Genomic DNA, 21,359 nt, shown 5'->3' on the forward strand with positions numbered 1-21,359 from the left:
CGACACCGCCGGTCCCCCACCGGACCACGACCCGCACGCGGTGACCGACCCCACCCCGAACTATCCGCCATACACCATTCCCACCCCCTACGGCGGACCCGAGATGCCGGTCTGGGTACCCAACTGAGCCGCCGATCCCGGAGGATGACATGAAACGCAGCAACACCATCGACGTTTTCGAACAGCTCACCGGCGAGGACTGTGGCGATGCCGACACCGCGGTCGTCGACGCGGAAACCGATGTCGCGGTGTCGACGACCCGGGAGGCGGAACGCCCCGCCGAGGCAGCCGAACGCTCCGATGCGGCAGCGAATGTGGCCACCACTGCAACGCCGCGGCCGCGCCGACGCCTCCTGGTCGTCGCGGTCAGCGTTGTTCTGCTTGCCGCCCTGGGCAGCTCAGCATATCTGGGGTGGCGGTTCAAACAACTTCACGACATCGCCGATGCGAGCCAGGAAGCCGTCGCCGCTGCCACCGAGTACGCCGAGGTGCTGACCACGTTGGATTCGACCGACATCGACCAGCACTACACCGCCGCCCTCGACGGCGCCACGGGGCGTTTCAAGGACGAATACAGCCAAGGCGCCGCGCAGCTGCGTCAGGTGCTCATCGACAACGGGGCGGCCGGCCGCGGCACCGTCATCGATGCGGCGGTGAAGTCCGCGACGACGACGACGGTGAAGGTGTTGCTGTTCGTCGACCAGTCGATCACCAACGTGGTCAACCCCAGCCCCCGCATCGACCACAACCGCGTCGAGATGACCATGGAGCTCATCGACGGACGGTGGCTGGCCAGCAGCGTCGAGATCCTCTAGGAGAGCCAACGATCATGACCGAGGTTCACGATCGGATCGCGGACACCGCTTCCGTGCAGACACCGCCACCGGCGAGAACACCGGCGCCCAAGGGGCTGTCGGTCCGCCCGGCGATGCTGCGGCGTTGTGCCGCTGCGACCATCGCGGTCACCGTGCTGGCTGCCCTCGGTTATTTGGGGTGGCAACAGTGGGAGCGTCGTCAGTGTGATCAGGCCGCGAATGTGGCCCTACAGACAGCCCGCGACTACGCGGTCACCCTGACCAGCTCCGATCCGTCGAGTGTCGACCCGAACATCACCGCGATCCTCGCCGGCGCTACCGGCGATTTCAAGGACCGCTACACCAAATCCAGTGCGCGGCTGCGCAAGCTGATGATCGACAACGAGGTCACCACCCGCGGCACCGTGCTCGACTCCGCGATCAAATCGGCGACCACCGACCGCGTCGAGGTGCTGCTGGTGGTGCGACAGACCGTGAGCAATTCCGCTGTCTCCCGGCCGGGCACCGACCTGACCCCGGTCGGCATCACGATGACCAAGGTGAACGGGGCCTGGCTGGCCAGCGATGTCGAGGTGTTCGGGGTGCAGCCATGAGGGCCGGCAGAGGCGCCGCGCTGATGCTGGCAGTGGTGATCGGCACTGTCGTGTCCCCCGCAGTCGCCCCGGCCGGGGCTTCCGCCGAGGCGTTCTGCGGCGAACTCGGCGCCGATTTCGACGGGTCACGCTGCTCCACGGTGGTCACCTCGCAGCGCAACGCAACCCGACTGATCTGGTTGGATCTTCCCGGCGCCCAACTCGACGATCCCACCGCGGGGCCCCCGCTGCGCAATTACTACCACCGGCTGATGAACGGCTGGCGCGATTCGGCCGCCAGCACCCCGCGGGAGAGCAGCGCGTTCGCCACCTATCAGCTGTACTCCGGCCCCGGGGCGGTGCAGTCGGTGATCGTGCACGAGACGATCGAGCCGTTCGGGTTGCAGGCCAACAACGCCTTTCGGTCGTTCGTGTTCGACATGGCGCAGGGGCGACGGCTGTTGCTGGCCGATCTGTTCCGCCCGGGTGTGGACCCGATGACGGTGATCCCCCCATCCACGGTGGCGACGCTGCCTGCAGCGCTGGATGTTGCGGCTCCGCCGCATGCGCCGGGCACCTACCCGTTCACGGTCGAAGAATTCACGCCGGGGCCCAACGGGCCGGGCTACACCGGCGAGTACCGGTCTTTCGCGATGACCGGTGAGGATCTCATCTTCTTCCTTCCGGATGCGCCGATGCTGCGGGAAGACCCGAGTCCACATGACCGGCTGGTGTGGTCAATGGACGGCGGCACCGTCGAGTTGCACGTTCCGCTCGCCGGCCTGGCCGACTCGCTGCGCCCGGAGTACGGCGGGCGCTGAACGTCTTTCGACACCTCTGTCAACCCGGGCGCGCACCCGCCGTCTCCGATCTCGGGTCTCCGGGGGAGGATCGAGTCACCCCCGGCGGGCGGGAACCGTGTCGTCCCACTGTCCGGCCAACGTCCCGCCGCGGCCCTGCTGCAGTTGTTCCCCGAACCCGAATTCATAAGGCACCGGGGTGCGCAACGAACGGTGCCGCAGCCCGTTGTGACGATACCCCCAGGCTTCCGCACCGGCGATAGGCAAGAAGTCGTCGACGAGTTGGAATCGGTCGGCGGTGGTCAACGCGGCTCGCACCGCCGCGTCGTTGAGCGCCCAGCGTTTCTTTCGACGCCGCACCCCGAGGAGCGCAAGCCAGTCGTCGGGCATGGTCGACAACGCCGCGTAGGTCGCCATCCGCAGAAACGGGTTCACCGGGGCCATCGGCCAGCTCGGGGTCGTGGGAGGCCGCAGGAAGAAGCGCACCAGTTTGGTCATCTCGGCGGTAGGCCGAATGATCTTCGCTGACTCCTCGTCGAGATAGTCCTGGACATCTTCGGGGGTGGCGGGCACGTAACGCGGCGGCAACCCCAACAGGTCGGCGGTGATCAGACTCTCCCGGTAGAACTGCCGAATCTCCGCATCATTGAGGCGTTCACGCGGCAAAGCGAAGCGTTGGTAGCACTGCAGCAACCCGTGCCAGCCGGTGACATAGACCCACAGCAGCGTCTCCGGAACGTTGGCCACATAGGGTTCACCGGTTTCGGGGACAACGCCGTTCACCGACGCGTTCCGGTTGAACAGCCATTTGCCGATCTTCTGCGCCGAGGCGGTATCACCGAAGACCGCCTGGATGAAGAACATGTTGCTGCGACGCACCCGGCCGAGCGGATCGGCGAGGTAGCTGGAGTGCTGATCGACGCCGGCCGCGCCCTTCGGGTCGAATACCGCGACGATGGATCCGCGGATTCCGGCGATCGAGATCACGGGGTGGCCCCAGACTTTCCAGCTCACCGAATCCGGCCCGAAATAGCCGGCGTCGGCGCGGGGCCCGTTCGCCAGCTGCAGGGCACGCCGGCCCGGCTTGCCCAACCTCTCCACGAGAAGGTCCATCGGCGTTCTCCTTCACTAGGGTGCCACGACCATCGCGAGGATGCGGGCCACCCACCCGGGTCCGGCGAACCTGATGACCTCCGGCGACCGTACCGGCGGCAGGCCGGTCGGTGACCGGTGTCGAGTGGTTGAAGGGCTGCGCCCTCCCCGCGGACCGTCACGACGGACGGTCACCGCAGCGAGCTATCCGGTCACGGTATGGCGCGTCACGCCCCTACGTACCGCGGCGTTCCATCCGATCACGGCTGGGGATCCGGCGGCATCGGGATCTCGTCACCAATCCACAGTGACTCCGTGCCTTTATGCCGACAGGAGATCCTGGCGCTGATCAAGGTCGCGACACGGGCAACGAAGATGAGTTGACGCCCATCGGGACTGCTGAAGCGGACGTCGTGGCTGCCCGCAGCATCATTGGGCGACCACCCCTCGGTCAAACCCGCCGCCACCGCAATATCTCGCACCCGCGGAAACACCAGATCCCACTGCGCCTCACTCAACGAATACCCCGACACCAAATTCGGAAAATTCAACGACACACCATCATCACCGAACGGCTTATCCCCCAAACACGTACCGCTACCCCAATGATCCTTCCACCGCCACGGCCGCGTCGCCGGCACCACCGCACTCACCGCAACCTGCACCTCATCGATCAACGCCAACATCTGCGCCTTCGTCTCGGTGATCGACGGCAAGCCCTCAGCATCAACCACGCTCGGAGTTCCCTTCGGAGTCGAGGAAGGGGCCCCACCCCCGGTCACTCCACACCCGGTCAGCACAACCAGGACATTCAATGCTGCCAAGGCGCACCGAATACGTGGCGATGAGCGTGTCATCGCGCCGGTCGCTCCGGGTGCGCCAACGCGGCTATGACAATCGCCATGTTGTTGCCGGTGGTGCGCAGCTGGCCGTTGTCGCCCGACCCCGTGCTGTTCGGGTCGACGGCCCGGGGTCGACGTCGGGCTTCGGCGCGAAGGTTTTGGCCCTCCGGAGAACGGTGACACTGACGTAGTCGATCAAACATCGGTAGCAGTCTACGAGTGCCGTCGCGAATCAGCCCTCGAGCTTGTAGCCCAGGCCGCGCACCGTGAGCAGATGTACCGGGTTTGCCGGATCCGCCTCGATCTTCGACCGCAGGCGTTTGACGTGCACGTCAAGGGTTTTGGTGTCCCCGACGTAGTCCGCTCCCCACACCCGGTCGATGAGCTGGCCGCGCGTCAGTACCCGCCCACTGTTGCGCATCAAGTATTCGAGCAAATCGAATTCCTTGAGCGGCAGGGTGATCTGGTCTCCGTTGACGGTGACGGTGTGGCGCTCCACGTCCATACGAACCGGGCCGGACTCCAGCACACCCTCACCGACCCCGGCGTCGTCCTCGCCGCCTCGGCGCAGCACCGCGCGAATCCGTGCGATCAGCTCCCGTGACGAATACGGTTTGGTCACATAGTCATCAGCGCCGAGTTCGAGACCGACCACCTTGTCGATCTCGCTGTCGCGAGCCGTCACCATGATGACCGGCACGCTCGAGCGTGCGCGCAGCTGCTTGCACACCTCGGTGCCGCTCATGCCGGGCAGCATCAGGTCCAGCAGGACGATGTCGGCGCCCACCCGGTCGAACTCGGCCAGCGCGGTCTGGCCGTCATTGACCACCAGCACCTCGAAACCCTCCTTGCGTAGCAGGAAGGCCAGCGGGTCGGCCAACGACTCCTCGTCCTCCACGATCAACACGCGGGTCATGGGCGGCGCTCCTTCTCATCGCTGCGCTGTGCATCGACATCGATGCGGGTCATTGTCGGTCGTCCTCTCGTTGCAAGCCGTCGGTCGGCTGGTCGGTGCCGGGCACTCCCGCGCTGCGGTAGGCCGGGATCGTCAGGGTGAACGTGGACCCCGTACCCGGGGAGCTCCACAGCCGGATGCTGCCGTTGTGGTTGGCGGCGACGTGTTTGACGATCGCCAATCCCAGGCCGGTGCCGCCGGTGGACCGGGAGCGGGCCTTGTCGGCACGGAAGAACCGCTCGAAGACCCGCGCCTGATCTTTGCGGGAGATGCCGATACCGCGGTCGGTGACCGATATCTCGATCGTGTCACCACGGCGGCGTCGGCTGATCGAAACCGGGGATCCGTTGGGCGAGTAGGCGATCGCATTCGACACCAGGTTGGCCAGTGCAGTGATCAGCAGCGTCTCGTCGCCGAGCATCTGCAGGCCGGCCGGGGCGTCTGTGCTCAACGCGATGTCGGCGTTGTCGGCGGCGACCTTGTGCCGCGAGATCGCCTCGGCGACGACGCGGTCGACGTCGACCGGCCCCAGATCGGGCAGCGGATCGGCACCCTGCAATCGGGACAGCTCGATCAGCTCGCCGACCATCGCGGCCAGCCGGTTGGCCTCCAAGAGCACCTTCTCCCCGAACCGGCGCACCGTTTCGGGGTCATCCGCCGAGGACAGCAACGCCTCGGCGAGCAAGCTCATCGCACCGACCGGGGTTTTCAGCTCATGGCTGACGTTGGCCACGAAATCACGTCGGCTGGCCTCCATGCGGGCCTGCTCGGACTGGTCGTCGACGAAGACCACCGCGAACCGCCGGTCCTGCTCGGCGAGCAGCCGCGCGTAACCCCGCACCGACAGCCGTCCGCGGCCGGCTCGGGCGGGCTTCTCCGGGGACAGGTCGAATTCGACGTCCGCACCGCTGGCCAGGGTGCGTTTGGCGGCCTGCCAGGCCCGGTCGTCGAGCAATCGGTCGCGCACCAGCCCCAAGTCCTCGGCCCGGTCGTTGAGGTAGACCACGTCACGGTGGGTGTCGACGACCGCGGTGCCCAGCGGCACCAGCGCCACGATCCGCTGCAGCATCTGCGAGACGGTGATCCCGGACTGCTCGGCAACCGCGCGACGACGGCGCTCGATGATGCGCGGGGCGATTTTGATCCCGACCCCCACCCCGATGGTGCCCGCCAGAACCGCCAGCACTCCGGCCAGCACGCAGGCGAACATCACGGACACGCCCGAATGGTAGCCACCCACGGGGGCTCATTTCTTCTTCGCGCAGCCAAACCCGCGTATGTCACAGCCCGGGGAGCAGGTATTTAGCTCCCGTTTACGCCCCGTTCGCTCAACTCTGCTGCCCCGGGCGACCGAACGTGAAGACAGGTTCACACTCGGCACCGAACGTGAAACTAGGTTCACGCTCGGTGCTCAAGGCCCGCGCCCAAGGCCCGGCGCCCAAGGCCCCGCACCCAAGGCTCCGCGCCCAAGACCCGCGCCCAAGACCCGGCACCCAAGGCACCCACCGAAGGCACCCCGCGGGAGCCCTACTTGGCGCCCTGGCTGGCCACGGCGGCCGCGCCGGCGGCGGCGGCCTGCGGATCCAGGTACACCCCGCCGGGGGTGGTGGGCCGCAGGTTCTCGTCGAGGTCGTAACGCAGCGGGATCCCGGTGGGGATGTTGAGCCCGACGATGTCCTCGTCGGAGACCCGGTCGAGATGTTTGACCAGCGCACGCAGCGAATTGCCGTGCGCGGCGATCAGCACCGTTTTACCGACCCGCAGGTCCGGCACGATCACGTCGGTGTAGTACGGCAGGAACCGGTCGACGACGTCGGAGAGGCATTCGCTCAGCGGGCCGCCCCCGATGTCGACGTAGCGCACATCGGTGTCCTGGCTGTACTCGCTGCCCGGCTCGATCGGCGGCGGCGGGGTGGCGTAGCTGCGCCGCCAGGTCATGAACTGTTCCTCGCCGTAGCGCTCCTTGGTGGCCGCCTTGTCCAGCCCCTGCAGCGCCCCGTAGTGCCGTTCGTTCAGCCGCCAACTGCGGCGCACCGGGATCCACAGCCGGTCAGCGGCCTCCAACGCCAGCTGCGCGGAGATGATCGCGCGACGCAACAGCGACGTGTAGAGGATGTCGGGTGCCAGGTTGTGCTGCACCAGCAGCTCCCCGGCCCGGGTGGCCTCGGCGCGCCCCTTGTCGGTGAGCGCGACATCCACCCATCCGGTGAACAGGTTCGCCGCGTTCCATTCGCTTTCACCGTGCCGCAACAGCACCAACGTGCCCGAATCTGCCATGCCGGACAGTCTCTCACGACCGGGTGGAGTGCCCGCCATCATCGTCGCCGGAGTCGCTGTGCTCGGAGCCGTCGGGACGCAGGTGTTCGAAGGCACGCAGGTTCTTCACCGACTCGCCGCGGGAGAGCCGCCACTGCCATTCCTTCTCGATCGAGGATCGGAACCCCAACTCCAGCAGTGTGTTGAAGTCGAAGTCGACCGCTTCGAGGACCTGGCCGAGCACCCGGTCGATCTCGTCACCGGTCACCGAGTGCAGCGCCATCCGTCCGACCAGGTAGATGTCACCGAGATGGTCGAGGGTGTAGGACACCCCGTAGAGCCGACGGTTGCGTTTGAGCAGGAACCGGTAGACACCCTCGTGGTTCTCGTCGGGGCGGCGGCACACGAACGCCTCCACCCGCACCGTGTGCTCCCCGACGGTCAGGATCGTGTTCGTGGTGAGCTTGCGCTCCCCCGGCAACTCGACGATCAGCCCGGCCGGCCCGCCGTGGGCGCCCTCGTGGTGGCTGTAGGTCAGTCCCGCCGCGGTGAGGGTGTCCTCGATGACCTGCTGCACCGCGGTCATGAGCGCACCCCCCGGCGGCCGGTGAACCGGCGACGACGCCGCAGCGACACCCGATCGCGCGGGGCGCGACGCCGGCCGTAGTCGACGATGGCGCGCCGGTAGCTGTCCAGCAGCGCATCGACGGTGTGCTCCCAGGAGAACAGCCCCGCGTGGCGCACCGCGGCGGCCCGCAGTGCGGCGCCGTCGCCCCCGGTGCTGCGGGCCAGCAGTTCATCGAGGGCGCGGGCCCACCGCGCGACGTCGTGTCCGACGACCAGGGTGCCGCTGACCCCGTCGCGCACCGCCACCGGCAGCCCACCGACTGCGGCGGCGATGACCGGGGTGCCGCACGCCTGGGCTTCGACGGCGACCAGGCCGAACGATTCGGAGTAGCTGGGCACCGCGACGGCGTCGGCGGCCCGCAGCAGCACCACCAGATCCTCCCGGGACTGCGGCGGCAGAAACGTCACCCGATCGCTGATGCCGAGTTCGGCGGCCAGCGCGTCGAGCCCGTGACCGCCGGCGCTTCCCGACGGCCCGCCGGCGATCACCACCCGCACCCCGGGCAGCCGGGCGGCCGCGCGCAGCAGGACGTCGGGGGCCTTCAGCGGCTGGATGCGGCCCACGAACGCCACCACCGCCTCGTCGGGCGCCAACCCGAGCGTCGCACGCGCCGCGGCGCGGTCGCCGGGGGTGAACACCGCCAGGTCGACGCCGGGGTGCACCACGTCGATGCGGTCCGGGTCGGCGTGGTGGTGGGTGATCAGCTGCCGGGCTTCGCTGTCGGTGTTGACGATCAGCCGGTCGGCCTCGTCGACCACCTGCTGCTCACCGATGGTGCGCAGCCGCGGCTCGGGGACATCACCGTCGGCCAGCGCGGCGTTCTTCACCGCGGCGAGGGTGTGGGCGGTGTGCACCAGCGGCACCGCCCAGCGATCGCGGGCAAGCCACCCCACCTGCCCGGACAGCCAGTAGTGGGAGTGCACGATGTCGTAGTAGCCGGGTTCGTGCATCGCCTCGGCGCGCAGCACCCCGGCGGCGAACGCGCACAGCTGGGTCGGCAGGTCGTATTTGTTCAGCCCCTCGAACGGGCCGGCCACGATGTTGCGCACCAGCACCCCGGAGGCCACCGGCACCACGGCCGGGTCGGCGGAGGAGGTGGCGCGGGTGAAGATCTCCACCTCGACGCCGCGTCGCGCCAAATGCAGCGCGCTCTGCAGCACGTAGACGTTCATTCCCCCGGCATCGCCGGTGCCCGGCTGCGCCAGCGGGGAGGTGTGCACGGCCAGCACCGCCACCCGCTGTGGGCTCGACGCCGCATCGGGTGGGGGCAGGGGTTCGCCGTTACGCACCCTGCCATCTTGACAGGCCATGGTGGGGGCATTCCCGCGGCGGGACCGATCTCACACCTGGGTGGCGGCCTCGATGCGGCGCATCGCCGTGATCGGGTCGGCGTACAGCCCGCTCAGCGACACCACCCCGGCCCCGGCCTCCTGCACCTTGTTGCCGAACGCGGTGACCCGGATGCCGCGCGGCGGCAGCACCGAGCGCCGCGTGAACGCCTCGGCCACCAGCGTCATGCCCTCGGGGTATTCGGTGAACGCCTGACCGCCGACCACCAGATCGTCGGGGTTGAGCAGATCCCGCAGCAGCGCCACCGCCTCCCCGAGCACCCGGGCACGTTCGGCCAGCAGGTCGCGGGCCGGGCCGTCGCCGGCGCGCGCCGCACGCAGCAGCGCCGCCGGGGCGCCCCCGTCGGGCAGGATCCGCAGGCGGCGGGCGGCGGCGAGCACGGCGGCGTCGCTGACGGTGGATTCCAGCTGCCCGGAGCCGCCGAGCAACTCCGAGGAGGCCGGCAGGGTGGCGATGGTGCCGGGACCGGCGGCCGGGGTGTGCACCCGCCCGCCGATCATCAACGCGTACCCGACGGTTTCACGGGCGTAGACGTAGAGGCTGGTGGCGCCGGGTGTGCTGGCCGCGCCGGCCGGGCGCCGGCCCAGCAGCAGTTCGGCCCCGGCCATCGCGTCGACGTGGGAGGCCACCGCCACCGGCAGCCCCAGGGCGTCGGCGAAGGTGGCCCCGACCGGGGCGTGGGTCCAGCCCAGCCGGGCGTGGTCGACCCGCCCGGTAGGCCCGTCGACCGCGCCACCGATCGCCACGCCCACCCCCAGGGGGCGACGCCGGCGCCACCGGGTCAGGTAGTGGCGGGCCCGCTCGGACAGCGTGCCCAGCGCCGCGCCCTGCGGCCCGTGCGGCGTGGCGATCTCCACCGCGTCGAGGGTGCGCCCGAGCAGGTCGGTGGCCACGATGGCGGTGGTGGTGGCACCGATGTGCACCCCGAGGGTGAGAAACGGGCTGTCGTTGACCTCGACCGGCACCCGCGGGCGCCCGATCGCCCCGGCGGTCACCAGATCGGTGCGTTCACGCAGCAGGCTCGCCTGCAGCAGCGCGGTGACCTGACGGTTGACGGTGGCGGTGCTCAGCGCCGTGGCCGCGGTGATCGCATCCCGGGTGATCGGGCCGTGGTGGCGCACCACCCGGAAGACCGCGGCGGCGGCGCCGTCGCTGACCGCCAGGGTCGGGTCGAGCACCCGGTGATGGCGCCGCGCGCGCGGTGCGCGCCGGGTCGACGGGGTGGCCGGTGCGGGGGTCGTGATGGTGGGGGTCACGGCGAGATCCTTGCTCTGGATGTGTCCGGGCGGGGCGGGGGGATCCGTCCGCATCCAGAAAGGCTCGAGGGGTGCCGAATCAGATGCGGTCGGGTGCGCGGCGACAACACGCGCGGTCCGCGGCACGACACGCGGACATCCGGGGCATCGGGGCACTGCAGAACATGCCAGGAATTTACCGCGCCGACGGCCGGTCTCCAAGTGGGCGGCGCAGATAATCCCCCCGGCCCGGGCGGCGACTAGCATGACTCGTCGTGGCAGCGAGCATCTCCCGTCCGTCGGACGCACCGGTCGCGGTGGTGACCGGCGCCAGCTCCGGTATCGGCGCCGCAACCGCCGTTGCCCTGGCTGACCAGGGTTTTCACGTGGTGGCGGTGGCGCGGCGCGGTGAGCGGATCGCGGCGTTGGCCGAGCAGATCGGTGGCACCGCCGTGCCCGCCGACGTCACCGACGACGCCGCGGTCGCCGACCTGGTCACCCGACTGCAGGATCTGGGACCGATCCGGGTGCTGGTCAACAACGCCGGCGGCGCCAAGGGCCTGGAACCGGTCGCCGAGGCCGATCTGGAGCACTGGCGGTGGATGTGGGAGACCAACGTGCTGGGCACGCTGCGGCTGACCCGGGCACTGCTGCCGGCGCTGATCGCCTCCGGGGACGGGCTGGTCATCACCGTCACCTCGATCGCGGCGTTCGAGATCTACGACGGTGGGGCCGGCTACACCTCGGCCAAACACGCCCAGAGCGCCCTGCACCGCACCCTGCGCGGTGAGCTTTTGGGTACACCGGTGCGGCTGACCGAGATCGCCCCCGGCATGGTGGAAACCGAGTTCTCCCTGGTCCGTTTCGACGGTGACCGCGACCGCGCCGACGCCGTCTACGACGGGTTGACGCCGCTGACCGCGGACGACATCGCCGAGGTCATCGGGTTCGTCGTCTCCCGCCCGGCGCACGTGGACCTCGACCAGATCGTGATCCGCCCGCGCGATCAGGCCTCGGCGACGCGGCGGGTCACCCGCCCGGAGCCGCGCTAGGGGCGGTGCTCGACGGGGTTTCCGACGGGGTTTCCGACGGGGTGGTGGTCGTGGTGGTCGGGGTGCCCGACAGGGTGGGCGCGTCGGTGGGGGTGGCCGGCACGGTCGAGGGGATCGACGTCGGCGCCGGGGTGGCCCCGTCCGGCGGCGGCAACTCCGACATCGACAGCCAGGTGTCCCAGTCCACCGCCCAGTCCCACAGATCCCCATCGGAGTAGGACAGCTGGATCGAGGTGCCGGTGACCTCGACCGGGTCGCCGTAGATGGCGCTGGAGAAGTACTGTTCGGCGTCGTCGGTGGACAGGTTGATGCACCCGTTGGTGACGTTGGTGTTGCCCTGCGAGCCGAGGCTGGCCGGGTTGGCGTGGATGAATTCGCCGTTGTTGGAGATCCGCACCGCCCAGCGTTCGTGGATGTTCTCGTAGCCGGCGGCCGGGTTGGACATCCAGAAGTCGGCGTACTTCTCGGTCACCACGTGGACGCCGCTGCGGGTGACGTTGCGCGGCTGGTCGCCCTCGCCGTAGCTGCACGGGAAGTCCATGATCACCCCGCCGTCGCGGATCACCTGGATGCGGTGCGACGGGGCGTGCGCCTTGACGATCTGGCGCCGCCCGATCTGGAACTCCAGCGACATGTCCTGGGCGCCGTAGGCGCCGTCGCCGAACGCCAGCCCGTAGAGCTTGGCGTCGACGGCGACGGTGGTGCCCGCCGGGTAGTACTCGCGGGTCCGCCAGTGCACCCGCGCCCCCTGGGCTTCGTCGGGCAGCCACGCCCAGCTGCCCTCCACCGGCGGGTCGGTGGTGACGGTCAGCGCCCGCTGCACGGCGGCTTTGTCGGCGATCGGGGCGTCGAACTGGATGATGATCGGCGCGGCCACCCCGACCGTCTGGCCGTCGGCGAGCTGGAAGCCGCCGTCGACGACCACGGTGGGGTGCACCGTGGTGAACTCCGCGTCGACGTCCACCGCCGCGCCGTCGCGGCCGACCACCGACCCCGACCAGGTGTAGGTGGCCGAATAGCCCAGCGGTTCGGTGATCGTGTACACGGTGCGGGTGCGGTCGAGCACCCCGGCGACCGGTTTGCCGTCGGGGTTGGTCAGCGCGACCTTCTGGAACCAGCCGTTGCGCACCTCGACGCTGACCGGGGCGGTGGGCAGCACGTCGGTGGCGTCGGCCTCGGGGCCGAACACCAGCGTCGGCGCCGGCTGCGCCGCAGGTTCCGGGCCGGTCGAGGTCGTCGAGCACGCCGCCAGCACCGCCGGGCCGGCCAACCCGACGGTGAGTGCACCCAGCGCGGCACGCCGGGTGATCGGCGAGGGGTCACGGGGGGTGGTCACGGCCAATAACGATACCGGGGTCGGTCCCCGGCGGGACGTGCACGAGGCGGCACCGGCCGCGGCGCTACAGCGTGCAGCCGACCAGCACCGGCTCGGGCACCAGGGTGATCCCGAAGCTGTCGCGCACCCCGTCGCGCACCCGCCGCGCCAGCGCGAGCACGTCGGCGCTGGTGGCCACCCCGCGGTTGGTCACCGCCAGCGCGTGTTTGGTGGACAGCCGCGCCGGTGCGCCCGCCCCCGGGTAGCCCTTGGTGAACCCGGCGGCCTCCACCAGCCAGCCGGCGGCCAGTTTCACCCCGTCGGGGGCCGGGTAGTGCGGCACCGGCGCCGCGCTGGCGGCGACGATCCGCTCGTAGAGCGCCGGGTCGACCACCGGGTTGGTGAAGAACGAGCCCGCACTCCAGGTGTCGTGGTCGGCGGCGTCGAGCACCATGCCCTTGCCGGCGCGCAGGGCGAGCACCGCGGCACGCACGGCGGCCGGATCGGCCCGTTCCCCCGGTTCGGCGCCGAGCGCGGTGGCCAGCTCGCCGTAGCGCAGCGGGGCCGACCGCCCGGCGGGATCCAACGTGAACTCGGCTTCCAGCACCACGTGGCGGTCGGAGTGTTTGAGGATGCTGGAGCGGTAGCCGAACGCCAGCCGCGCCGGGTCGACCCACTCGACGGTGCCGCTGCGCCGGTCGAGCAGGCGCACCGCGCTGAGGGTGTCGGCGACCTCCGCGCCGTAGGCGCCGACGTTTTGCACCGGGGTCGCCCCCGCCGACCCGGGGATGCCCGACAGGCACTCCAGCCCGCCCAGCCCGGCCGTCACGGTCGCGGCCACCACGTCGTCCCAGACCGCGCCGGCCTGCACCCGCACGGTGGCGCCGTCGATGTCGACGGCGTCGGCGCCCAGGTGGACCACGGTCAGGTCGGTGAGGTCGTCGGCGAGCAGCACGTTGGAGCCACCGGCCAGGACAAGCACCCGCCGGTCGGGGTCGGCGTCGAGTTCGGTGAGCGCGGCGACGATCTGTGCGACGGTGGCGGCGGCGACGAACTCGCGCGCCACCGGCCCCACCCGCAGCGTGGTCAGCGGGGCCAGCGGCACCGCTTCGCTGACCCGCGCGTCGCCGAACCGTGTCTCCACCCCGGAAACGGTAGCGTGACCAGCTATGCCGCGTTCACTGGACTTGTCGGCGGACTATCCGGCTGCCGTTGAGCGGGTGTTCGCCGCCTTCGGCGACGAGCGCTATTGGCAGGCCCGGCTGGCCGACTCCGGTGCCGACATCGCCACGTTAAACTCGATGAGCGTCGGCACCGACGGCACGATCACCGTGACCACCACCCAGAGCCTGTACCGGCGGCGGCTGCCCGCGCTGGCCGCCCAGTTCCTGCACGGCAACCTCGAGGTGGTGCGCCACGAACTGTGGCACCCGGTGCGTGAGGGCGCCAGTGACGGCGAGGTCCGCGCCGAGGTCACCTCCGCGCCGGCGTCGCTGTCGAGCAACGCCCGGCTGACGCCGCGGGCCGGCGGGTCGCGGCTGACGGTCGCCGCGGCGGTGCGGGTGAACGTCCCGCTGGTCGGCGGCAAGATCGAAGGGGTGATCGCCGGGGCGCTCGGCGAGTTGATGGCCGCCGAGCAGCGCTTCACCACCGTCTGGCTCACCGGCGACAACAGCCGGTAGCCCGCTGCGCGATTAGGCTGGTGGCATGCGGATTGCGCTGGCCCAGATTCTCAGCGGCACCGACCCGGAAGCCAACCTCGCGGTGGTCGCCGACGGTGTCGGGCGGGCCGCCGAGCAGGGGGCGTCGCTGGTGGTGTTCCCGGAGGCCACCATGTGCCGGTTCGGGGTGCCGCTGGGCCCGGTCGCCGAGCCGGTGGACGGCCCGTGGGCCGATCGGGTCCGCGCCCTGGCCGCCGACGCCGGGATCACCGTGATCGCCGGGATGTTCACTCCCGCCGACGCCGGCCGGGTGGCCAACACCCTGCTGGCGGTCGGCCCGGGTGTGGACACCCACTACGACAAGATCCACCTCTTCGACGCGTTCGGGTTCACCGAGTCGCGCACCGTCGCCCCCGGGCGCCGGTGTGTGGTGGTGCCGGTCGACGGGGTGCAGGTCGGGTTGGCGACCTGCTATGACATCCGGTTCCCGCCGTTGTTCACCACCCTGGCCGACCGGGGCGCCGAGCTGATCGCGGTCTGCGCCTCCTGGGGGGCCGGGCCGGGCAAAGTCGACCAGTGGTCGGTGCTGGCCCGCGCCCGCGCGCTGGACTCCACCTGTTTTGTGGCCGCGGTCGGGCAGGCCGACCCCGGCGACACCATTGCGCCGACCCCCGCGCCGACCGGGGCCGGGCACACCATGATGGTCTCCCCGTTCGGCGCGGTGCTCGCCGAGGCGCAGACCGCGCCGCGGCTGCTCACCGTCGACATCGACGTCGCGGCGGTGGCCGAGGCCCGCCGCACATTGGCGGTGCTGGCAAACCGCTCAGACATTGTTCACGCCGATAAGGCAGAATCGCGCGGGTGAGCACTCCGTCAGGCCCGCCGCCCGGTGATTCGCCCTGGGCCCGTCCGGGCGCCCCGACCCCGCCGCCGGCAGCACCTCCCCACACCCCGACACCGCCGCCGGCCCGCCCGGTCGAGCCGCCGTCGCGGTCGAAGACCCGCCGGATGAACCTCGGCGGGCGCCGCGGCGAACCGCCGACCGGCCAGCTCACCCCGCCGCCGCACGGCCAGCAGCCGTCCGGCCAATCCCCGCAGCAGCCGTCCCCGCCGGTCGCCGGGCAGCCCGCCGCCCGTCCGGCCACCGAGGCGGGGGCGCCCCCGCCGGTGGAACCGCCGCCGGCAGCGACGGGCTCCTCCGGGGGTGCCGGTAAGCGCCGGCGCACGCTGCGCAGCCTGGTCAGCGACCCGCTGTCGATCCTGTTGATCCTCATCACCGTGCTCGCACTGGTGGCGGTCGGGGTGATCGGCTCGGAGGTGGTGGCCCGCCGGATCGCCAACGGCAAGGTCGCCGACGCGGCCAGCTGTGAGATCCAGGACAGCGTGAAGGTGTCGTTCGGGGTGACCCCGCCGGTGCTGTGGCAGCACTTCACCGGCGACTACACCAACATCGGCATCCACAGCGACGGCAACCAGGTCCGCCATGCCAAGGGCATGACCGTCGACATCAACATCCGCAACGTCGACCTCACCCCGGTCGGTGACTCCAAGGGCACCATCGGCTCGCTGAACGCGGCGATCACCTGGGAGTCCAGCGGGATCGCCGAGACCGTGAAATCGGAGATCCCGATGATCGGCGGGCTGGCGGTCAACACCGTCACCACCAACCCCAACGACGGCACGATCGAACTCAAGGGCACGTTCAGCCACATCATCGCCAAACCGAAGGTGGTCGACGGCGGGTTCGCCTTGGAGGTGGTGAAATTCTCCGGGCTGGGCTTCACCCTGCCGCGCGAGAGCATCCAGTCGATGCTCGACGACTTCACCAGCGGCCTCACCAAGGACTACCCGCTGGGGATCCGCGCGGACAGCGTCAACGTCACCGACAGCGGGGTCATCGCGCACATGTCCACCCAGAATGCGCCGATCCCCAAGACCGACAACCCCTGCTTCAAGAACCTCTGACGGGCGTGCTCAGCGGAGGCCGTCGAGCACCACTCGGGTGCCCGACAGGCCCAGCCGGGTCGCCCCGGCGCCGAGCATGGCGGTCGCGTCGGGTCCGGTGCGGATGCCGCCGCTGGCCTTGATCCCGAGCCGGCCGCCGACCGTGTGCGCCATCACCTCGACGGCGCGCACCGACGCCCCGCCGGCCGGATGGAACCCGGTGGAGGTCTTGACGAAGTCCGCACCGGCGTTCTCCGCGGCGCGGCACGCCCCGATCAGCGCCTCCTCGCCGGCCTGACCCAGCAGCACCGCCGATTCAACGATCACCTTGAGCACCGCGTCGGGCACCGCGGCGCGCACCACCCCGATGTCGGCGGCGACCGCGGCCAGATCACCGGCGAGCACCGCGCCGACGTCGATGACCATGTCGACCTCGGCGGCGCCGTCGGTCACCGCGCGGGCGGCCTCGGCGGCCTTGATGGCGCTGTGGTGCTTGCCCGAGGGGAACCCGGCGACCGCCGCGACCGGCAGCTCGGCGCCGTCGCGGGCGCGCACCGCGTCGGGCACCATCGACGCCGAGACGCACACCGCGTACACCCCCAGCTCGATCGCCTCGGCGACGACGGCCTCCACATCGGCGACGGTGGCCTCCGGTTTGAGCAGGGTGTGGTCGACGACACCGGCGATGCGATCGCGCGTCGACCGTTCCGGGCTCACGGGGACTCCTCCGGGCCGCCGGGGTTGCATTCCGCGTCGAGCATGTCGACCTCGGAGACCACCGGACGCCACGGCTCCAGGTTCCAGCTGGGTTTGCCCGGGCGGGCCAGCTCCGCGTACTCCCAGTGGCAGCGGAACTGCTCGTACATACCGGGGGTGACGGCATCGGCCGCCTGGGCCAGCACCTGCGACCAGGCCTCCTCGACCGCCGACGGCCCCCCGATGCGCACCGCGGCCGCGCGCCCCGCGGCGGTCGGATAGACCCGCAGGCTGGGCTGGCCGTCGATGCGGGCCCACTGCACCCGCTCGATCAGCTGCGCCGGGTCGGGGTCGACGTCGGCGTGGGCCGGGGCACCGAGCAGCAGCGCGGGGATGGCCAGCAGGGCCGCGAGCATGGGCACGGCGCTACCGGGACTTGCCCTGAACCTCGAGCAGCCGGGGCCGCACGTCGACGAGGTAGACGCCGACGGCGCAGGCCGCGATCACCCAGCCGAGGATGAACTGCGGCAGCGCCGACAGCAGCACCGAGGCGCCCAGGATCACCAGCCAGACCGGCTTGGTCAGCTTGTCGGTGGCGGTGTAGGCGTCCGGGCGCTGCAGGGCGGCGTGGACCAGCCCGTACAGGGCGGCGCCGAACACACCGATCTGCAGGGCCAGCAGCACCAGGTTCACCGCGTTGGCGAAGATCACCGTGCCAGTTTAGACGGTGCCCCAACGCCGGCTCCCCCCGTCACCGGTGGGCGACGGGGGGAGCCGGGCAGAGCAGGGGAACCCGAAAACTACTTCTGGGTCACCTTCTTGGCGGGGGCCTTCTTCGCCGGGGCCTTCTTGGCCGCAGCCTTCTTGGCCGGGGCCTTCTTGGCCGGGGCCTTCTTCGCCGGCGCCGCACCCTCGTCCTTCTTGGGCAGCTCGACACCGACCAGCTTGGCGGCGCGCTCACCCACGGCGCGGGTCTGCTCGGCGACGTTGCCCAGGGCCTCCTGGGTCAGCTCGACGGCCTGGTCGACATAGCCCTCGGCGCGCTCGGCGGCGTCCTCGAACGCCGGCTGGTGACGCAGCCGCTCCAGCGCGGCCTCGCCACGGGCGACCAGGTCGTTGTAGCGGGTGGTGGCGGCCTCCACGTAGCCCTCGGCGGCCTTGCGCAGCTCGTCGGAGGTGAACTTCTCGCGCAGCTCCTCGAACTGCTCGGGCAGGTCCTCCTGCAGCTTGGTCAGCCGCGCGCGGCTCTCCTCGACGCGGGTGCTGGTGTTCGCGCGGGCCTCGTCGGCGCGCTCCCGCATGTTGGCGACCAGGTCGCTCACGGTGGCCAGGGCCAGGTCGGCAGCCCCGAGCGCGGCCAGCAGCGGGGCCTTCAGCTCGTCGATGTTCGGGTTCTCAGCCATGGTTGATCCTTTCTACAGATGGTCGATTTGTTGTGCTTATATCCAATCGTGCGGAGTCAGTCAGACGGCAACTCCTCACGGTCGGTGGTGTTCTGCTGGATGAACGACATGTAGATGTCCAGCAGAACCTGTTTCTGCCGTTCGGTGATCGCCGCGTCGGTGATGATGGCGTCGCGCACCTCGCTGTTGGGGCTCGGCTCCAAGATCCCGGCCCGCACGTAGAGGACCTCCGCCGACATCCGCAGCGCCTTGGCGATCTGGCTGAGCACGTCAGCAGACGGCTTGCGCAACCCCCGCTCGATCTGGCTGAGATAGGGGTTGCTCACGCCGGCCTTGTCGGCCAACTGCCGCATTGACACCTGGGCGGCCTCCCGCTGGGAGCGGATGAAGCTGCCGATGTCCGACGCTGCGGTGGACACCACGGTAGCAAGCTTCTCGTCTTGCGACATCTGCCCTCCCTAGCGCCGTCCGGGTCGTCGGGTCAATGCCGACGAACCCCAGCGTAACAACGAGTGCTAACTTTTGCAAGCACTAGCTAGCGCAGGTCAGAAGGCCAATTGGGCGATTGTGTAGATCACCAGGCCGGCGAGGGAACCGACCACGGTGCCGTTGATCCGGATGAATTGCAGGTCGCGGCCGACGTGCAGTTCGATGCGTCGGCTCGCCTCGGCGGCGTCCCACCGCTCGATGGTCTCGGTGATGATCGCGGTGATCTCCACCCCGTACTGGGCGACCAGGTGCTGGGCGGCGCGCACGATCCAGTTGTCGACCTTGGCGCGCAGGTCGGCGTCGTCGCGCAGCGATTCACCGAGGCGTACCACGGTTTCACCGACCCGGGTGCGCAGCGTGCTCGCCGGGTCGTCGACCCCCTCGAGCACCAGCCGCTTCAGCGTCTTCCAGGCGGTCTCGGCGGCGGCGGTGACCTCGTCGCGGGCCATCAGCTGGTCCTTGACCTTGTCGGCGCGCGCGATGGTGTCGGGGTCGTTTTGCAGATCCTCGGCGAAGTCGAACAGAAACCGGGTGGCCGACCGGCGCAGCTCGTGCTGCGGGTCGCGGCGCACCTTGTCGGTGAAGTCCATCAGCTCCCGGTGGATCCGGTCACCGACCAGCTGGTCGACGAAGCGCGGCGTCCAGGTCGGCGAGTCGCGGGTGACCACCCGTTCGATGGTCTCACCGGCGTTCAACGACCACTGGAACGCCCGGTCGGCCAGCAGCTGGATCAACGCCTCCTGCCGGTTCTCGGCCAGCAGCGTGGCCAGCATCCGGCCCACCGGCGGCCCCCAGCGCGGCTCGGCGATGCGCCGCACGATCATCCGGTCGATGACCGCCTGCACATCGTCGTCGCGCAGCATCTCCACCAGCACCCGCAGCACGGTGGCGACCTCGGCGGCCACCCGCTCGGCGTGGCCGGGGTCGGCCAGCCAGGTGCCCACCCGGCTGCCCACCTGGGCGTCGCGCAACTTGGTGGCCACCACCTCCGGGGACAGGAAGTTCTCCCGCACGAACGTGCCCAGGCCCTCGCCGAGCTGGTCCTTTTTGCGTTTGATGATCGCGGTGTGCGGGATCGGCAGCCCCAACGGGCGCTTGAACAGCGCGGTGACGGCAAACCAGTCGGCGAGGGCGCCGACCATGCCGGCCTCGGCGGCCGCGCCGACGTAGCCGACCCAGGTGGCGGCGGTGCCGTCGGCTTGCGCCGCCCGGCAGAGCAGGAACACCACCGTCGCGCCGAGCAGGAAACTCAGCGCCACCAGCTTCATCCGCCGCAGCGAGGCGAGCCGGGCGGCGTCGGCGACCGGGTCGGCCCCGGCAAAGGATTCGGCGAACGATGCGGTCAACCCCGCGCGGGCGCCGGCGGGGTCAGGTCGATGCGCCACGGCACCATCATCCACATTTCTCCGGCCCCGCGTGGGCGGGACTCCTCGACACGAGGCGACCGCACCCACGCCGCCGCCGATGACGGTCCGTAGTATCTACGGTGACGAACGAGTGAGAATCGGTGAAGGTGGACCCCGACATCCCGACCAGAACCGCCAAGGCTGATGGCCGTAAACGGCGTTGGCACCGGCACAAAGTGGAACGCCGCACCGAATTGGTCGACGGCACCCTTGACGCGATCCGGCACCGGGGTCGCGATGTGAGCATGGACGAGATCGCCGCGGAGATCGGGGTCTCCAAGACGGTGCTCTACCGCTACTTCGTCGACAAGAACGATCTGACCACCGCGGTGATGCTGCGCTTCGCGCAGACCACGCTCATCCCGAATATGGCCGAGGCGCTCTCGGCGCAGCTCGACGGCTTCAGCCTGGTGCGCGAGATCATCCGGGTCTATGTCGAGACGGTGGCCGCCGAACCGGAGATCTACCCGTTCGTGATGGCCAACAGTTCGGCGTCGAAGAGCAAGGCGATCGCCGACAGCGAGCGGATCATCGCCGGGATGCTCGCGGTGATGCTGCGCCGGCGCATGCAGGAGGCCGGGATGGACACCCGCGGGGTGGAGCCGTGGGCCTACCACACCGTCGGCGGGGTGCAACTGGCCACGCACTCGTGGATGTCGAATCCGCGGATGAGCGCCGATGAGCTCATCGACTATCTGACGATGCTGAGCTGGAGCGCGATGGTCGGCATCGTCGAGATCGGCGGGTCGCTGGAGAAGTTCAACGCCCAGCCGCATCCGTCGCCGATCGTGCCGCCGATGTCCGACATCCCCGAGGCCCCTCCGGGTCGGTAGCTCCTCGGGGTCGGT

24 protein-coding genes and 1 pseudogene are annotated in these 21,359 nt (G+C 70.2%); 9 read left to right on the forward strand and 16 right to left on the reverse strand.

Annotated elements, in window-relative coordinates; translation table 11 throughout:
- From B8W67_RS21620 to B8W67_RS07005, 4 genes and pseudogenes are all read left to right on the forward strand, one after another.
- Positions 1-127, forward strand: a pseudogene (locus B8W67_RS21620) (MlaD family protein); the annotation flags it as partial.
- A 22-nt stretch (positions 128-149) separates the two neighbouring features.
- Entirely contained in the window at positions 150-815 is a 666-nt protein-coding gene (locus B8W67_RS06995; protein ID WP_069391868.1) for an Rv1363c family protein, read from the forward strand.
- A gap of 14 nt (positions 816-829) precedes the next feature.
- The gene (locus tag B8W67_RS07000; RefSeq protein ID WP_069391869.1) at positions 830-1,408 is read left to right on the forward strand and encodes an Rv1363c family protein; all 579 of its coding nucleotides are present in this window, start codon (positions 830-832) and stop codon (positions 1,406-1,408) included.
- A complete protein-coding gene (locus B8W67_RS07005; protein ID WP_069391870.1) occupies positions 1,405-2,208 on the forward strand; it encodes an RsiV family protein in 804 nt (267 codons plus the stop codon). Before B8W67_RS07000 ends, B8W67_RS07005 begins: the two co-directional genes overlap by 4 nt.
- 75 nt (positions 2,209-2,283) lie before the next feature.
- On the opposite strand, the gene B8W67_RS07010 is transcribed toward B8W67_RS07005, so the two are convergent.
- The 8 genes from B8W67_RS07010 to B8W67_RS07045 all read right to left on the reverse strand — a co-directional run bounded on the left by B8W67_RS07010 (position 2,284) and on the right by B8W67_RS07045 (position 10,566).
- Positions 2,284-3,300 carry an oxygenase MpaB family protein gene (locus B8W67_RS07010; RefSeq protein ID WP_085303145.1) on the reverse strand — a complete coding sequence of 339 codons (1,017 nt, stop codon included), beginning with the start codon at positions 3,298-3,300 and terminating at the stop codon, positions 2,284-2,286.
- A gap of 239 nt (positions 3,301-3,539) precedes the next feature.
- On the reverse strand, positions 3,540-4,013 hold the full coding sequence (locus B8W67_RS07015; protein ID WP_163797194.1) for an LppA family lipoprotein: 474 nt from the start codon (positions 4,011-4,013) through the stop codon (positions 3,540-3,542).
- A gap of 340 nt (positions 4,014-4,353) precedes the next feature.
- On the reverse strand, positions 4,354-5,037 hold the full coding sequence (locus tag B8W67_RS07020; protein ID WP_085303147.1) for a winged helix-turn-helix domain-containing protein: 684 nt from the start codon (positions 5,035-5,037) through the stop codon (positions 4,354-4,356).
- Positions 5,038-5,086: 49 nt separating this feature from the next.
- Complete coding sequence (locus B8W67_RS07025; protein ID WP_085303255.1) at positions 5,087-6,295, reverse strand: sensor histidine kinase; 1,209 nt, start codon at positions 6,293-6,295, stop codon at positions 5,087-5,089.
- A gap of 308 nt (positions 6,296-6,603) precedes the next feature.
- A complete protein-coding gene (locus tag B8W67_RS07030) occupies positions 6,604-7,353 on the reverse strand; it encodes a phosphoglyceromutase (protein WP_085303148.1) in 750 nt (249 codons plus the stop codon).
- A 13-nt stretch (positions 7,354-7,366) separates the two neighbouring features.
- Positions 7,367-7,918 carry a type III secretion system chaperone family protein gene (locus B8W67_RS07035; protein WP_085303149.1) on the reverse strand — a complete coding sequence of 184 codons (552 nt, stop codon included), beginning with the start codon at positions 7,916-7,918 and terminating at the stop codon, positions 7,367-7,369.
- Positions 7,915-9,249 (reverse strand): D-inositol-3-phosphate glycosyltransferase, encoded by a 1,335-nt coding sequence (gene mshA / locus B8W67_RS07040; RefSeq protein ID WP_234806686.1) that lies wholly within the window; start codon positions 9,247-9,249, stop codon positions 7,915-7,917. Before mshA ends, B8W67_RS07035 begins: the two co-directional genes overlap by 4 nt.
- A 51-nt stretch (positions 9,250-9,300) precedes the next feature.
- Positions 9,301-10,566 carry an ROK family protein gene (locus B8W67_RS07045; protein WP_234806687.1) on the reverse strand — a complete coding sequence of 422 codons (1,266 nt, stop codon included), beginning with the start codon at positions 10,564-10,566 and terminating at the stop codon, positions 9,301-9,303.
- A 266-nt stretch (positions 10,567-10,832) separates the two neighbouring features.
- Between B8W67_RS07045 and B8W67_RS07050 the strand changes: the two genes are divergently transcribed.
- Positions 10,833-11,597 (forward strand): SDR family NAD(P)-dependent oxidoreductase, encoded by a 765-nt coding sequence (locus B8W67_RS07050; RefSeq protein WP_109561730.1) that lies wholly within the window; start codon positions 10,833-10,835, stop codon positions 11,595-11,597.
- Here B8W67_RS07050 and B8W67_RS07055 read toward each other — a convergent pair.
- Both B8W67_RS07055 and B8W67_RS07060 read right to left on the reverse strand, forming a co-directional pair.
- Positions 11,575-12,933, reverse strand: a complete 1,359-nt coding sequence (locus tag B8W67_RS07055; protein ID WP_085303152.1) for a L,D-transpeptidase — start codon at positions 12,931-12,933, stop codon at positions 11,575-11,577. The genes B8W67_RS07050 and B8W67_RS07055 overlap by 23 nt on opposite strands.
- A gap of 64 nt (positions 12,934-12,997) precedes the next feature.
- Positions 12,998-14,056, reverse strand: coding sequence for a UDP-N-acetylmuramate dehydrogenase (locus tag B8W67_RS07060; RefSeq protein WP_085303153.1), 1,059 nt, complete (start codon positions 14,054-14,056; stop codon positions 12,998-13,000).
- Between the two features lie 25 nt (positions 14,057-14,081).
- Here B8W67_RS07060 and B8W67_RS07065 point away from each other — a divergent pair, with 25 nt between their 5' ends.
- The 3 genes from B8W67_RS07065 to B8W67_RS07075 are packed head-to-tail and all read left to right on the forward strand — an operon-like array spanning position 14,082 to position 16,538.
- Positions 14,082-14,594 carry a DUF2505 domain-containing protein gene (locus B8W67_RS07065; protein WP_085303154.1) on the forward strand — a complete coding sequence of 171 codons (513 nt, stop codon included), beginning with the start codon at positions 14,082-14,084 and terminating at the stop codon, positions 14,592-14,594.
- Positions 14,595-14,619: 25 nt separating this feature from the next.
- Positions 14,620-15,438: a carbon-nitrogen hydrolase family protein gene (locus tag B8W67_RS07070; RefSeq protein WP_085303155.1), complete on the forward strand. Its 819-nt coding sequence runs from the start codon at positions 14,620-14,622 to the stop codon at positions 15,436-15,438.
- A complete protein-coding gene (locus B8W67_RS07075; protein WP_085303157.1) occupies positions 15,435-16,538 on the forward strand; it encodes an LmeA family phospholipid-binding protein in 1,104 nt (367 codons plus the stop codon). The genes B8W67_RS07070 and B8W67_RS07075 overlap by 4 nt, the downstream gene beginning before the upstream one ends.
- Positions 16,539-16,547: 9 nt before the next feature.
- On the opposite strand, the gene deoC is transcribed toward B8W67_RS07075, so the two are convergent.
- The 6 genes from deoC to B8W67_RS07105 all read right to left on the reverse strand — a co-directional run bounded on the left by deoC (position 16,548) and on the right by B8W67_RS07105 (position 20,490).
- A complete protein-coding gene (deoC, locus tag B8W67_RS07080; protein ID WP_372507449.1) occupies positions 16,548-17,234 on the reverse strand; it encodes a deoxyribose-phosphate aldolase in 687 nt (228 codons plus the stop codon).
- Entirely contained in the window at positions 17,231-17,629 is a 399-nt protein-coding gene (locus tag B8W67_RS07085; RefSeq protein ID WP_085303159.1) for a DUF2599 domain-containing protein, read from the reverse strand. Before B8W67_RS07085 ends, deoC begins: the two co-directional genes overlap by 4 nt.
- Before the next feature lie 10 nt (positions 17,630-17,639).
- Positions 17,640-17,924, reverse strand: coding sequence for a DUF2516 family protein (locus B8W67_RS07090; RefSeq protein WP_372507450.1), 285 nt, complete (start codon positions 17,922-17,924; stop codon positions 17,640-17,642).
- An 89-nt stretch (positions 17,925-18,013) separates the two neighbouring features.
- Entirely contained in the window at positions 18,014-18,616 is a 603-nt protein-coding gene (locus B8W67_RS07095; protein ID WP_085303160.1) for a heparin-binding hemagglutinin, read from the reverse strand.
- A gap of 56 nt (positions 18,617-18,672) precedes the next feature.
- Positions 18,673-19,065: a helix-turn-helix domain-containing protein gene (locus tag B8W67_RS07100; RefSeq protein ID WP_085303161.1), complete on the reverse strand. Its 393-nt coding sequence runs from the start codon at positions 19,063-19,065 to the stop codon at positions 18,673-18,675.
- A gap of 96 nt (positions 19,066-19,161) precedes the next feature.
- The gene (locus B8W67_RS07105) at positions 19,162-20,490 is read right to left on the reverse strand and encodes a DUF445 domain-containing protein (protein WP_085303162.1); all 1,329 of its coding nucleotides are present in this window, start codon (positions 20,488-20,490) and stop codon (positions 19,162-19,164) included.
- A gap of 128 nt (positions 20,491-20,618) precedes the next feature.
- Here B8W67_RS07105 and B8W67_RS07110 point away from each other — a divergent pair, with 128 nt between their 5' ends.
- Positions 20,619-21,344: a TetR/AcrR family transcriptional regulator gene (locus B8W67_RS07110; protein ID WP_085303260.1), complete on the forward strand. Its 726-nt coding sequence runs from the start codon at positions 20,619-20,621 to the stop codon at positions 21,342-21,344.
- The last annotated feature ends 15 nt before the right edge of the window (positions 21,345-21,359 follow it).

This window comes from Mycolicibacillus koreensis (genome assembly GCF_002104795.1).
Lineage (GTDB): Bacteria > Actinomycetota > Actinomycetes > Mycobacteriales > Mycobacteriaceae > Mycobacterium > Mycobacterium koreense.

Excerpts from the sequence above, each read along its gene's own strand:
- B8W67_RS07095 (WP_085303160.1), bottom strand. The coding sequence starts at position 18,616 with ATGGCTGAGAACCCGAACATCGACGAGCTGAAGGCCCCGCTGCTGGCC.
- B8W67_RS07100 (WP_085303161.1), bottom strand. The coding sequence starts at position 19,065 with ATGTCGCAAGACGAGAAGCTTGCTACCGTGGTGTCCACCGCAGCGTCG.
- B8W67_RS07065 (WP_085303154.1), top strand. The coding sequence starts at position 14,082 with ATGCCGCGTTCACTGGACTTGTCGGCGGACTATCCGGCTGCCGTTGAG.
- B8W67_RS07070 (WP_085303155.1), top strand. The coding sequence starts at position 14,620 with ATGCGGATTGCGCTGGCCCAGATTCTCAGCGGCACCGACCCGGAAGCC.
- B8W67_RS07010 (WP_085303145.1), bottom strand. The coding sequence starts at position 3,300 with ATGGACCTTCTCGTGGAGAGGTTGGGCAAGCCGGGCCGGCGTGCCCTG.
- B8W67_RS07085 (WP_085303159.1), bottom strand. The coding sequence starts at position 17,629 with ATGCTCGCGGCCCTGCTGGCCATCCCCGCGCTGCTGCTCGGTGCCCCG.
- B8W67_RS07005 (WP_069391870.1), top strand. The coding sequence starts at position 1,405 with ATGAGGGCCGGCAGAGGCGCCGCGCTGATGCTGGCAGTGGTGATCGGC.
- B8W67_RS07035 (WP_085303149.1), bottom strand. The coding sequence starts at position 7,918 with ATGACCGCGGTGCAGCAGGTCATCGAGGACACCCTCACCGCGGCGGGA.
- B8W67_RS07020 (WP_085303147.1), bottom strand. The coding sequence starts at position 5,037 with ATGACCCGCGTGTTGATCGTGGAGGACGAGGAGTCGTTGGCCGACCCG.
- B8W67_RS06995 (WP_069391868.1), top strand. The coding sequence starts at position 150 with ATGAAACGCAGCAACACCATCGACGTTTTCGAACAGCTCACCGGCGAG.
- B8W67_RS07000 (WP_069391869.1), top strand. The coding sequence starts at position 830 with ATGACCGAGGTTCACGATCGGATCGCGGACACCGCTTCCGTGCAGACA.
- B8W67_RS07030 (WP_085303148.1), bottom strand. The coding sequence starts at position 7,353 with ATGGCAGATTCGGGCACGTTGGTGCTGTTGCGGCACGGTGAAAGCGAA.